We start from the raw sequence: 12938 nt of genomic DNA on the forward strand, positions 1-12938 counted from the left end.
TCGGCACGACGGAAGGGGCGCGCCGAAGCGCGCCCCTGGTCAGCTGCTTACGGCGTGGTGCTCGCGAGCGTGAAGACGATCGTCTTCGCGTAGTTGCCCGTGAGCAGCGGCTCGCCGGCGCCGATCGTCTGCTTGAGATCGATCGACACCGGGTCGCCGCTGACCGCCGCCGGGTAGGAGAGCAGCGTCAACGGCGCGCCGCTCGTGCTCAGCGGCGCGAACGCCCCGCCGCCCGTCCCGACCGTGCTGCCGGCCTTGACCTGCACCGGCTGGGCGAGGGCGGAGGCGCCGTTGACGAGACGGCCGGTGGCCGTCGCGCTCGGGTCGCGCACCGTCAGCGTCGCCGCGCTGGCGCTGGTCGTCACCGTCGCCGTGAGGGCGGCGGTGTAGTCCTTGGCCACGTTCGGCACGAACGTGCCGAAGCCCGGCGTCGTCCCGAGCGACAGCGCGAGCACGCCCGGCACGGTGCCGCCGATCGTGACCGGCTGGTCGACGTGATCGCCGCCGCCCGGCTGCTTGACGACCACGCTCAGCGTCGCGCTGGCCGTGCCGCCCTTGCCGTCGGACACCGTCACCTTGACCGCGCGCGTCCCCGAGGTCGCGAACTGATGGCTCGGGTTCTGCTGGGTCGAGGTGCCGCCGTCGGCGAAGTCCCACGCGTACGTGAGCGTGTCGCCGTCGGCATCGGTGCCGGTCGCGGTGAACGCGACCGTGTCGCCGACCGTGATGTCACCGGCCGGCGTGCGCGACGCGGTGACCGTCGGAGGCTGGTTGGCCCCCGTCACGCCGCATGCCGCGGACGGCGTCGCGCCGGCGGCGATCTCGATGCCGGCCTCGATGTGCGTGAGGAACCCGGCTTCGGAGAACGACTGCTGCGTGTGGCCCATGCCCGTGTACCACGAGCGGCCGCCGTCGTACTTCTGGCACCACGAGATCGGATGGTCATCATCCGTCGTGTTGTCGTCCTGCTCGTCGTAGGTCGCCTCGTCCATCTTCAGCAGGACGTGCACGCCGGTGGTGTTGCGCGGGCTGTAATCCGCGTCACCGACCGTCGCGAACAGCGGCGACTTGTAGTTGTACCACTCGTCCGTGCGCGTCCAGCGCGCCGGCAGGCCGGCGTCGGACGGGTCGTTGGCGTCCTCGACGAGCACATCCGCGGTGGGCGTCCCGGACGGGTGGTTGCGGAAGTACGACCCGACCAGCTTGCCGTACCACGGCCACGAGTACTCCGTGTCGGCCGCGGCGTGGATGCCGGTGTAGCCGCCGCCCGCGCGGATGAAGCGCTCGAACGCCGCCTGCTGCGCGTCGTTGAGCACGTCGCCCGTGGTGGACAGCCAGATCACCGTGTCGTAGTGCGAGAGCACGGCGTCGGTGAACAGCGAAGCATCCTCGGTCGCGTCGACCTGGAAGTTCTTCTGCTGTCCGAGCTGCTTGATCGCCGCGATGCCCTGCGGGATCGAGTCGTGCCGGAACCCGGCGGTCTTGGAGAACACGAGCGCCCGGAAGCGCGCGTTCGGGTCATCCGCCGCCAGCACCTGCACGGGGATCGTCTTCGTCGCCGAGCCGCCCTTGCCGTCGGTCACCGTCAGCTTGACGCTGCGGTCGCCGGCGGTGGTGAACGTCGTGCTCGCGTTGGCTCCGGTGGCGTCGGCCGTGCCGTCGCCGTCGAAGTCCCACGAGTACGTGAGCGGATCGTTCTGGGCGTCCGTCGCCGCGGCCGTGAACGAGGTCGCCAGCGGGGCGAAGCCCGCCGTCGGCGTCGCCGAGGCCGTGGTGATCACCGGGCTGGTGTTGCCGCCGCCGTCGCAGCCGAGGCTGCCGTTGACCTTGAAGTAGTCGAACGTGGCGGTCTGGCCCGAGCCGTCGACGCCGGCCGTGTAGAGGCCGAAGCGCGGCGCGGCGGAGGCGAAGGGCACCGTGCCCACCGTCTGCCACGTCGTGCCGTCGAACGACATCTCGGCCAGGTAGTTGGTGCCCGACTTGGTGAGCCGCATCCAGATCGCGGTCACGCCCGCCGGGACGTCCAGGTTCGGCTGGGGATTGATGATCGTCCCCGCCACCTTGGCGCGGATCTCGCTGCGGTTGATCCGCGTGTTGGTGGAGTCCGAGATCGCGTTGAACTTGACGTAGTTCTGATCGTCGGCCCAGATCAGGATTCCTCCCTGCTGGAAGGAGCCCTGCAGCGTCCACGCGCTCAGCTTCGTCTCGAGCACGTAGTCGGCGCCCGTGTGGTCGGCGGTCTGGAGGATGAAGTTCTTGTTGCCTCCATCCACGTCGGCCTTGACGGTCGTCATCTTCAGCGACCCGTTGGCGACGCTGTACAGGGTCGGATCCTCGCGGACGATCCCGTTCCAGCGCGTCTTGTCCAGGCTCGTGCCGGTGAAGTCGTCACCGGCGCCGCTCGAGCCGCCGCTGCCGGCGCTCGCGAGCGTGAACCAGTCGAACTTCGCCGTCACGTGCGTGGCGGCCGCGTTGTCGAGCCCGAAGAACCCGACCCGCGCGTTCGCGGGCAGTGCCGCGGGCTGGCCCGTCAGGGTCCAGTTGGTCCCGTCAGGCGAGTAGTAGCCGCGGATGTTCGTCCCGTCCGACTCGATCTTCATGTACCAGTCGGTCGGGAAGGCGGCCGTCAGCGTGGGGCCGCTGTCCGCCGCGGCGTTGCGGGCGACGCCCGCGACCTCGTTGATGAACTCGAAGTGCTCCTGCGGCGGGTCGGCGGTGCTCGTGGCCAGCCGGTCGAACTTCGTGTAGTTGTCGTCGTCGCCGTAGACGATCAGGCCCGCCTGGTGGTACTGGCGCGTACCCGCCTCGTTGACCTTGACCGTCGCCGTCCACGGCCCGGTCGGGGCCTGGCGCAGGACGATGTTCTTGGCGTTGTTGGAGTTGGTGTAGACGTCGCCGTTCTCGGTCGTGATGTTGGCGGTGCCGCCTGACACGACGAGGTTCTGGCTGCGCCGCACGACGCTCCAGCCGGCGTCCAGATCGGTCCCGTTGAAGTCGTCGCGGAACGTCGAGGCGCAGCTCGCGCCCGGCGTGACGACGACGGGGATCGTCCTGTCGGTCTTGCCGCCCTGCTTGTCGGTGACGGTCAGGGTGGCGTTGTAGGTGCCCGGGTTGACGTACGTGTACGTCGGATCCTCGAGCGTCGACGTGTCGGTCGTGATGCCGGGCACGCCGAAGTCCCACGCGTACGTGAGGTCGGTGGCCGGGCCGTCCGGATCGGTCGCCGTGGTCTCGAACTTGACGTTCAGCGGCGCCGCGCCGGTCGCCGGCGTCGGGGTGACCTGGACGTCAGGCGAGGCGGTGACGGCCGCGCCCTTGCCGATGAACTCGATCCAGTTGAGGTTCATCAGCGAGCCGGTGTCGCCGGGCTTGCGGAACACGACGAACAGCTCGTGCGTCCCGGTCGGCGGGTTCGTCAGCTGCAGCGTGACGTCCTTGAACGTCTGCCAGCCTCCGGTCGGCGTGATGTTGGCCGTCGCGCCGACGAGCGGGCCGGTGCCGGAGTCGAGGTGCAGCTCGATCGTCCCGCCGGAGCCGGCGGACGCGACGCGGAAGCGGACCGCGTTGATGTCCTGCAGCGACACCGGGGTGTAGGAGACGTAGTCGCCGTCCTCGATGAAGCCGATGTTCTGGCCGCCGCCGGCGCTGTCGGAGGTCGTCTCCTTCTGCACGCCGGGATCGCCGGTCGTCGCGGCGCCGGGGATGCGGCCGGTGCTCGCGTAGAACTCCGCCTGCTTGGTCTTGGGCTGGAGGATCGCCTGGGCACGGCCGGTGATCGGCACGATGCCGCCGGGGCCGCCCTTGTCGGTGTACGTGACGCTGAGGACGGTGAACGTGTTGGCCTCAGGCCCGTGGCCGCTCGTCAGGCCGGTCTTGAACGTGCCGGTGCAGCCGGTCTGCTGCGACAGGTCGTGGGCGTGCTCGTCGTGGCCGAGCGCGATCGTGACGTGCACGTCGTCGCACGAGATGCCGGCGCCGGTGGTGCCGTCCTCGGGGTCGGTGACCGTGATCGAGTACGGGACCGTGTCGGTGAACGACGCGAACTCGCCGTCGGCGGGCGTCTGGATCGTCACGACCGGGCCGCGGTTGCCGACCGTGATCGGCACGTTCGCGACGGCGGTCATGCCGTCGGCGTCCTTGACGGTCAGCTTGGCCGTGTAGGCGCCGTTCTGGGTGTAGGTGTACGTCGGGGCGGCCTCGGCGGAGTCCTGCGTGCCGTCGCCGTTGAAGTCCCACGAGTACGTGAGCGCGGTGCCCTCGGGGTCGCTCGAGCCGGCGCTCGAGAAGTGGACCGTGAGCGGCGCGAGGCCGGTCGTCGTGTCGCCCGTGGCCTTCGCGACCGGCGACTTGTTGCCCGACACGTAATCGATGCGGTAGACGCCCGAGTCGGCGTTGTCGCCGCCGAAGCCCGAGCCCCACTCGATCACATAGAGCGCGCCGTCAGGACCGAAGTCGATGTCCATGGGCCGCTTGTAGCCGGTCCCGAGTGCGAACGGGCTGACCTTCGTCATCGCGCCGGAGGCGTCGAGGTCGGCAGTCTTGATCCAGCCGTTGTTCCACTCGCCGATGAACCACTTGTTGTCGTAGTACTGCGGGAACTTGCGGTCCGACGACAGCGAGGGATCGAAGTGGTAGCGCGGGCCGCCCATCGGGGCGCCGCCGGTGCCGAGGTCCGGCGTGAAGCGCGGATCCTGCTCGGTGTAGCCCATCCACGCGGTCGCGGGGATCGCGGGAGGCAGGTTCGTCCGGCCCGTGTTGTTCGGCGAGTTGTTGACCGGGGCGTCGCAGTTGAACTTGGGCCCTGAGACGCCGGTCGCGAAGTCGTAGTCGTTGTACGGCGTGTTGGCCCGGATGCAGTAGGGCCAGCCGTAGTTGCCGGACTTCGTGAGCACGTTGTACTCGACGCTGCCCTGCGGGCCGCGGTTCGGGTTCGTCGTGCCGGCGTCCGGGCCGTAGTCGGCGCTCAGGACCCAGCCGGTCGTCTGGTCGACCGTGAACCGGAACGGGTTGCGGAAGCCCATGCCGTAGATCTCCGGCCGGGTCTTGTTGTCGGTGTCCTGATCCTCAGGGAAGAGGTTTCCGGCGGGGATCGTGTAGGTGGTGCCGACGCCAGGCGGACCGAGCGGGATCTCCATCGGCTTGATCCGCAGGATCTTGCCGTTGAGGTCGTTCGTGTTGCCCGCGGTGCGCTGGGAGTCCCAGTACTCGCGGCCCGGGCGCTCGTCGAGCGGGGCGAAGCCGTCCGAGTCGAACGGGTTCGTATTGTCGCCCGTCGAGATGTAGAGGCTGCCGTCGGGGCCGAAGTACAGCGACCCGGACGAGTGGCAGCACTCCGCCGTCTGATGCTGGAACGTGAGGATCTTCTGCTCGGAGCTCAGGTCCAGCGTGTCCCCGTTCATCTTGAAGCGGGAGACCACCTGCGTGAGCGTGTTGTCCGGCAGCTGGGAGTAGAACAGGTAGACCCACTTGCTGAACGCGAAGTCCGGCGCCAGCTGCAGGCCGAGCAGGCCGTTCTCCTGGCTGCGGGTGACCGGGATGGTTCCGGCGGTGACCGTCTGCTGCGTGTCGGGCTTCCAGACCTGCAGGCGCCCGTCGCGCTCGATGTAGAAGACGCGCCCGTCGGGGGCGACGTCCAGCTCCATCGGATTCTGCGTGTTGTCGTCGAGCGTGACCTTCTGGAAGTCGGAAGCGGTCGGCGTCTGCGCGAACGCCGTCCCTCCTCCCAAGACCAGCCCGAACAGCACGGCAAAGCAGGCGGCAATTGCCGCCTTCGTCCGACCCATGCGCTCTCCTCCTACCTATCCGTAGAGATTTCGCCTCTCATGCAACGAATACTGCGTGCCTGCGCGGGTGTCAAGCTGAAACACCCGATCTCTTCTGTATCCGGACGACCCTGCGTGGACGGGCGAACCAGACGCGAGCAGGGGCTTCCAGGACGGGGATCGTTGCCATCCTCGACTTTCGGCCTGATCAGCGCCGCGACGTCAGCTCAGGCCTGGACGACCCCCCGCGCCGGATCGGCCGGCTCCGCGAGCGCCTTCATCGCGCCGCATCCGGCTCCAGCGCGCGCAGCGCGGCGAGTGCCGCCGGCGCGACCTCCGGCGCCGCGTGGCGCGTGACCTCGATGGCGACGAGGCCCTCGTAGTCCGACGCGGCGAGCGCGGCCAGCGCGCCGGAGTCCGGCACGGAGTCGGCCGCGCGCACGTGCGCGATGCGCGGGGCGAAGTGCGCGACCTCCTCGGCGCTCGATCCGGCGAGGCCGAGCGTCATCCCGAACGCGGGCGGCCGGCCGAGCCGCTGGCGCAGCGCCTCGAAGTCCGCGGCGCACTCGACGAGCATCCCCGGCGCGGGCTCCAGGCCCAGGACGACACCGCGCCGCTGCGCGTAGCTCAGCACGCGCTGGCAGCTGTCCTGCAGCCGGTCCCACGCCGTCGCGACGTGCAGGGTGCCGCTCGGCGCGCCGGACCAGATCGAGACAAGCGGCGCGCCGATCGCCACGGCGAGGTCGACGGCGCGGCGCAGCAGGTCGACCCGCTGCGCGCGCCCGTCGTCGAGCAGGCCCGGCGCGCCGCCGCGCCGGCCTCCCGCCTCGATCACGCGCGCGAGCCCGAGCTCGTCGAGCAGCGCCGCGATCCGGCGCGGGCGCGGCGGCCGCAGCAGCTCGGAGTCCTCGAGCGCGAGCGTGACCCCGTCGTAGCCGGCGCCCGCGAGCCGCCGCAGCGCCTCGGCGAAGCGCGGGTCGCCCGCACCGCCGGCGACGCCGGCGTAGCGCAGGTTCACCGGCGACCACCGCCACTCGGGTCGCGGGTCCGCGACGCCGGCCGCGGTGACGAAGTCACGGCAACCTTCCGGCGGTGTGCGGACATGGGTCGACTCTCCTCTTCGCTCGAGGCTTCTCGGGGAACGGCTGCGGCGGACGGCGCCTAGCGGTAGCTGACGCGCTCCTTGCGTCCCGCCTCGGCGGAGCGCAGCATCGCGTCGCAGATCTCGGCGGCCCGGTAGCCGTCCTCGAACGTGGCGCCGTGCGGCGCGACGTCCGTGTCATCCCGGATCGCCGTCAGGAAGTGGTGCAGCTCGTGGACGAACGTGTGCTCCCACCCGATCATGTGGCCCTGCGGCCACCAGTGCTGCCAGAACGGATGGTCGGCCTCGGACACTAGGACGGTGCGGAAGCCCTGGGCGAGGTCGCCGGGCTTGGAGCCGGCGAAGTGGACCTGCAGCTCGTTCAGGCGCTCCATGTCGAACGCGATCGAGCCCTTGGAGCCGTTGATCTCGAACGTCAGCGCGTTCTTGCGGCCGGGGCAGAAGCGCGAGGCCTCGATGATGCCCACGGCGCCGGAGGAGAAGTCGACGAGTGCCTCGACGGCGTCGTCGACGTCGACCGGCTCCCCCTCGCGGCTCTTGACGAACGTGCGCGTCGTCGCCGACACGGCATCGATCTCGCCGACGAGGTAGCGGGCGAGGTCGATCACGTGCGCGCCGAGGTCGCCGAGCGAGCCCGAGCCGGCGACCGACTTGTCCAGCCGCCACACCATCGGAAAGTCGGCGTCGACGATCCACTCCTGCAGGTAGAAGCCGCGGAAGTGGTGGATCTCGCCGAGGTCGCCGGACTCGATGATCTGGCGCGCCAGCCGGACCGCCGGCACGAAGCGGTAGTTGAAGGCGCACATGTGCTTGACGCCGGCGGCCTCCACGCGCTGCCACGTCTCGTACGCCTCGTTCGCGTCGCGCCCGAGCGGCTTCTCGCACACGACGTGCTTGCCGGCCTCGGCCGCCGCGATCGACGGCTCGGCGTGGAAGTCGTTCGTGCTCGAGTTGTCGAACACCTGGACGCGCGGGTCCTCGACCAGCTTGCGCCAGTCGGTCAGGTGCTCGGCGAAGCCGTAGCGGCGTGCAGCGCCGGCCACCCCCTCGGGGTTGCGGCCGGCGATCGCGACGAGCTGCGGCATCAGCGGCGGTGGCCACGTCATGTAGGCGAGCGTCTTGTACGCGTTCGAGTGGGCCTTGCCCATGAACCCGTACCCGAGCATGCCGATCCCGACGGTCGGGATGTCCTCCCCTCCGGAGGACTCGCCCATCGTGACGAAGCCGACCTTGCTCACGATGCCTCCCGGGCGAAGGCGGCGTCGAACGCGACGGTGGAGGGCGAGAAGTCCGTCCGGCGCACGAACGCGAGCGCGTCGGGCGCGCCCCAGTCGCGGTCCATCCCCGAGTCCTCCCACTCGATCGAGAGCGGGCCCTGGTAGCCGATCCGGTTCAGCGCCCGGAACAGCGACTCGAAGTCGACGTCCCCGTGGCCGGGGGAGACGAAGTCCCAGCCGCGGCCGGGGGTCCCGAAGTCCAGGTGGCCCCCGAGGATCGACGAGCGCCCGTCGAGGCGCCGGATCGAGTCCTTGACGTGCACGTGGTAGACGCGGTCGCCGAACTCGGTCACGAACGCCGCCGAGTCCAGGAACTGGTGCTCGAAGTGGCTCGGGTCGAAGTTGATGCCGAAGCCGGGACGATGACCGAGCGCGGCCAGCGCCTTGCGCGTGGTCGCGAAGTCGTAGGCGATCTCGGTGGGGTGGACCTCGAGCGCGAAGCGCACGCCCTCGGCGTCGAAGACGTCGATGATCGGGCTCCAGCGCTCGGCGAAGTCCACGTAACCCTGCTCGACCGTCTCGAAGTCGTTGGGCGGGAAGGAGTAGAGGAGGTGCCAGATGCCTGAGCCGGTGAAGCCGGTCACGACCTCCACGCCGAGCTGCGCGGCCGCGCGCGCGGTGTCCTTCATGCGCTCTGCGGCGCGCCGGCGCACGCCCTCGGGGTCGCCGTCGCCCCACACCTCGGGCGGCAGCACGGCCTGGTGGCGGGCGTCGATGCGGTCGCACACGGCCTGGCCGGTGAGGTGCGCGCCGATCGCCCAGCAGTTGAGGCCGTTGCGCTCCAGCACCTCGCGGCGCTCGGCGCAGTAGCCGGGGTCCGAGAGCGCCTGCGCGACGTCGAAGTGGTCGCCCCAGGTGGCGAGCTCGAGCCCGTCGAACTCCCACTCGCCGCACTTGGCCGCAAGCGCCTCCAGCGGAAGATCGGCCCACTGGCCGGTGAACAGGGTGACGGGTCGTGTCATCGCTTCTCCTCCTAGGTGGTGGCGATCTCGAGCTTTACGCCGGCCGCCCGGTACTCACGGACGGTGCTCTCGTCAAGGCCGGCGTCGGTGACGATCGCGTCGAGGTCCTGCGCCTGGGCGATCGTCAGCAGCGACGAGCGGCCGAACTTGGTCGAGTCGATCAGTCCGATCGTGCGCTCCGCGTTGGCGCGCGCGACGTTGATCACGTCGGCCAGCGCGCGGCGCGACGTGGTGAGGCCGGACTCGAGCGTCAGCCCCGCCGAGGAGCAGAAGGCGAGCTCGAAGTTCAGCCCGGACAGGAAGTCCGTCGTCCAGCGCCCCGCGAGCAGCCGCATGTGCTGGTCGAGCTCGCCAGGCGGGACGATCACGAGGATCCGCTCGTCGACCAGCTCGTAGGCGATCGCCGGCGAGTTGGTGACCAGCGTCAGCTCGGTCGCCGGCGAGGCCGCCAGCGCACGCGCCACGGCCAGGCAGGTCGAGGAGGAGTCGAGGAAGATCGTCGAGCCGGAGCGGATCGCTCGCACGGCGTGCGCTGCGATCGCGACCTTGCCCGAGCCGGCCTGCGACGTCCGCTGCTCCCACCCCGTGGGCGGGATCGCGGTCGAGGACTGGCCGCCCGCGACCGCCCGGGCGCCGCCGTGCACGCGCTCGACGAGCCCCTCCTTGGAGAGGTGCTCGAGGTCGCGGTGCACGGTGATCGAGGAGACCGTGAGGTCGCGCGCGAGATCGGCGATCGAGACGCCGCCGTCGCGCTGGATCCGCTCGAGGATGCGTGCTCTTCTCAGCGCCGGGGGCATCGTGCTCAAACCCGCTCCTCGAACGCCCGGCGCGACACGTGCACATCGAGCCCGCGGAACTCGTCGATCGCGCGCACGAGGTGGTTCGAGAAGCGCTCCAGCGCCTCCTCGCCCTTCTCGGCGGTCGCCGTCAGCGGGTTGCCGATCACGCCCGTGCGCGAGAACTCGGCGTGGTCCATCGGGAACGAGAAGTACTGGTAGCCGTCGAACTCGACGTCCGGCGCGCCGTCGCGCTTGAGGAACGTCTCGGGCAGCCACGACGGCACCTGCGCGCGATCCTCCGCGGCGCGGTCCATCCGCACCAGGCGCGCGTCGTGCGCGAGCACCTGCGAGGTCTCCAGCTCGGACGCGTGCCAGCCCGGCGTCTCCTCCGGCGGGTTCTCCAGCAGACCCTCGAGGATGCCGATGTAGCGCTCGGCGTAGGGCTTGTAGAGCGCGATCAGCGCGCCCGTCTCGTACTTGATCCGGCGCAGCAGCGGGTCCAGGACCTTGATGTTGGACCCATGCCCGTTGACGAGGATGAGCTTGTTCCAGCCGTGGTGGATCAGCGAGCGGGCGATGTCGTAGAGGACCGCGTTGAGCGTGCTCGCCCGCAGCGTGACCGTGCCGACGGAGGACTCCGGCTCGCGCATGTGCTGCGGCGAGTAGCCGATCCACAGCGGCGCCGTGTACGGGACGTCGGCCTTCTCGGCGGCTCGCCGGGCGACCTCCAGCGCGGTGATCGTGTCGGTGCCGAGCGGCAGGTGGGCGCCGTGCTGCTCGCACGAGCCGATCGGCACGAGCACGATGTCCGAGCGCTCCCGGAACCACTCGATGTCCGGCGGGGCGAGATCGAGCAGGCAGTGGGACACGGGGCGGGAATCAGACGGCACGAGCAGGCTCCGGGACGAGGGACAGGTAGCGATCGGCGACGAGGTCGGCGAACTCGGGATCGTCGACATGGGCATCGACCGCTTCGTACCGGATGCCGGCGCGCAGCGAACCTTCGAGAGCGTCGAGGAAGGCGCGGTCGGCCTCCGGATCCCAGAGGTCGCCGCCCTCGGCGTCGGCGAGCGAGAAGCCGCGCAGCGGCGCGACCACCTGCACGGGGCCCGTGGCTTCGTTGAGGCGCTCCGCGACGAGCTGCCCGAGCGCCGTCTCCTCGTCGCGCTCGAGCCGCACGAGCGTCGCGACGGGGTTGTGGAAGTAGGTCTTGCGGCCGCGATAGCGCTCCGGGAGCGTGTCGCGCGCGCCCTGGTTGAAGAAGTCCACGCACCCGGGGACGACGACCTGCGGGAGGCCTTGCCGCCCCGCCACGCGCAAGCGGTCGGGGCCGGTGGCGTGGATCCCGTCCATCAGCGAGTTCGCCAGCTCCGAGAGCGTGTAGTCGATCACGCCGTCCAGCGCGCCGGCCTCGCACAGGTGCTCCATCGCCGGCCCGCCGACCCCGTTGGCGTGGAAGATGACGGGCTCCCAGCCGCCGCGTCGCACGGCTTCGCGCATCCGCATCACGCCGGGCGTGGTCTGCCCGAGCATCGTGACGCCGACGCAGCGCTCGCCGAGCGACGCGACGGCGGCTCCGGCGTTCCGCACCATCCCCGCCATCGCCGCCGCCGCGTTCTCGAAGATCGTGCGCGAGATCGCGTTCAGGCCGAGGATGTCGATGACGGAGTGCATCACCGTCATGTCGCTCTCGCCGACGTAGTCGCCGAACGAGCGGCGCCCGGACGCGCAGGGGGAGACGAGCAGCTTCGGCACCCCGAGCGGCAGCGCCTGCATCGCGGGGCCGCCGAGCAGCGCGCCCTCGGCGCCGCCGAGGCACAGGACGCCGTGGATGGCGCCCTGCGCGTATAGGCGCGCGACGACCGCGGTCACGCCCTCGCGCATGAGCGAGACGGCCGCGCCGCGCGAGCCTGCGGCGCGCACCTCCTCGAGCGTGTAGCCGCCGGCCGCCGCGACGTCCTCGCGCGCGACGCCGGCCGCCGTCCCGGGGTCGCCGAGGATCCCGGAGTCGATCACCAGCGCCTCGACGCCGTGCGCGCGCAGGCGCTCGGCGAGGTACGCGAGCTCGTCGGCCTTCGTGTCCAGCGTCCCGATCAGGGCGACGGTCCTCATGCGGGCGTCGCGATCGCGGCCAGCGCCGCGCGCAGGTGGCCGAGCGACTGCTCGGTGTAGGCCTCGTAGCGCGCCTCGGGCACGGCGCCGGTGCTGTGGTCGCGCAGGAACTGCGCCATCCCGGGCGTCGCGCCGCTCTCTGACACGTCGCCGATGTCGGTGCGCTGGGAGATCGGCGTGCGGTCGGCCGAGACGACGAACTCGACCGTCATGTGGCCCTCGTAGCCGATCCCGACGAGCTCGCGGATGACCGCGGCCCAGTCGACGGCGCCGTGGCCGGGCGGCATGCGCGTGTTGTCGGCGACGTGGAAGTCGACCAGACGGTCGCCGCAGGCACGGATCGCGCCGGCCCAGTCGGCCTCCTCGATGTTCATGTGGAACATGTCGAGCGCGACGCCGCAGTCGCCGCCGACCTCACCGGCGAGCGCGAGCGCCTGCTCGGCGCTGTTGAGGAAGTAGGTCTCGAACCGGTTCAGCGGCTCCAGCCCGATGCGGACCCCGACCGACTCGGCGTGCGCCTGGCACTCGCGCAGCGCCTCCACGCACCAGCGCCACTCCTCGGCCGCGGACGCCATCGGCACGACCTTGCCGACGGTCGACGGGACGACGCTGAGGATCCTGCCGCCGAGCTCGGACACGAGCGTCAGGCAGTCCTTGACGTAGGCCACGCTGCCCTGGCGCACGTAGCGGTCCTCGTGCAGCAGGTCGCGACCGCCCGTCATCAGCGTCACCGCGCCCCAGCACTCGACGCCGTGCTCCTCCAGCAGGCCTCGAACCCGTGCGACGTCATAGAGCGCCGGCTCGCCCGAGATCTCGATCCCGTCGTAGCCGAGGCGGCCGAGCCGAGCGATGGTTCGCTCGATCGGCTCTGGCCGCATCCAGTTGTGCATCGACACCCTGATCGACATCCGTTCCCGTCCTCTCCTCACGCCTGGCCTCACCTC

The 12938-nt window shown here is 70.7% G+C and carries 8 protein-coding genes; all 8 read right to left on the reverse strand.

The features are described 5' to 3' along the window. Positions 1-47: 47 nt before the first annotated feature. Positions 48-5783: a ThuA domain-containing protein gene (locus H958_RS41115; RefSeq protein WP_081686370.1), complete on the reverse strand. Its 5736-nt coding sequence runs from the start codon at positions 5781-5783 to the stop codon at positions 48-50. A 256-nt stretch (positions 5784-6039) separates the two neighbouring features. After that, entirely contained in the window at positions 6040-6780 is a 741-nt protein-coding gene (locus tag H958_RS0129185) for a sugar phosphate isomerase/epimerase family protein (RefSeq protein ID WP_051324937.1), read from the reverse strand. 143 nt (positions 6781-6923) lie between these two features. Further along, positions 6924-8102, reverse strand: coding sequence for a Gfo/Idh/MocA family protein (locus tag H958_RS0129190; protein ID WP_196807611.1), 1179 nt, complete (start codon positions 8100-8102; stop codon positions 6924-6926). Further along, the gene (locus H958_RS0129195) at positions 8099-9103 is read right to left on the reverse strand and encodes a sugar phosphate isomerase/epimerase family protein (RefSeq protein ID WP_028061259.1); all 1005 of its coding nucleotides are present in this window, start codon (positions 9101-9103) and stop codon (positions 8099-8101) included. Before H958_RS0129195 ends, H958_RS0129190 begins: the two co-directional genes overlap by 4 nt. 11 nt (positions 9104-9114) lie before the next feature. Further along, complete coding sequence (locus tag H958_RS0129200; RefSeq protein ID WP_028061260.1) at positions 9115-9900, reverse strand: DeoR/GlpR family DNA-binding transcription regulator; 786 nt, start codon at positions 9898-9900, stop codon at positions 9115-9117. Positions 9901-9905: 5 nt separating this feature from the next. Continuing rightward, on the reverse strand, positions 9906-10751 hold the full coding sequence (locus tag H958_RS0129205) for a creatininase family protein (RefSeq protein ID WP_037411559.1): 846 nt from the start codon (positions 10749-10751) through the stop codon (positions 9906-9908). 10 nt (positions 10752-10761) lie between these two features. Next, complete coding sequence (locus tag H958_RS0129210; RefSeq protein ID WP_028061262.1) at positions 10762-11994, reverse strand: Tm-1-like ATP-binding domain-containing protein; 1233 nt, start codon at positions 11992-11994, stop codon at positions 10762-10764. Next, positions 11991-12896, reverse strand: coding sequence for a sugar phosphate isomerase/epimerase family protein (locus tag H958_RS0129215; RefSeq protein ID WP_028061263.1), 906 nt, complete (start codon positions 12894-12896; stop codon positions 11991-11993). The genes H958_RS0129210 and H958_RS0129215 overlap by 4 nt, the downstream gene beginning before the upstream one ends. Positions 12897-12938 lie beyond the last annotated feature (42 nt).

It is taken from the genome of Candidatus Solirubrobacter pratensis, assembly GCF_000425945.1.
Taxonomy (GTDB): domain Bacteria; phylum Actinomycetota; class Thermoleophilia; order Solirubrobacterales; family Solirubrobacteraceae; genus Solirubrobacter; species Solirubrobacter pratensis.

Coding starts and splice junctions, on each gene's coding strand:
- H958_RS41115 (WP_081686370.1), bottom strand. CDS start 5,783: ATGGGTCGGACGAAGGCGGCAATTGCCGCCTGCTTTGCCGTGCTGTTC.
- H958_RS0129195 (WP_028061259.1), bottom strand. CDS start 9,103: ATGACACGACCCGTCACCCTGTTCACCGGCCAGTGGGCCGATCTTCCG.
- H958_RS0129200 (WP_028061260.1), bottom strand. CDS start 9,900: ATGCCCCCGGCGCTGAGAAGAGCACGCATCCTCGAGCGGATCCAGCGC.
- H958_RS0129210 (WP_028061262.1), bottom strand. CDS start 11,994: ATGAGGACCGTCGCCCTGATCGGGACGCTGGACACGAAGGCCGACGAG.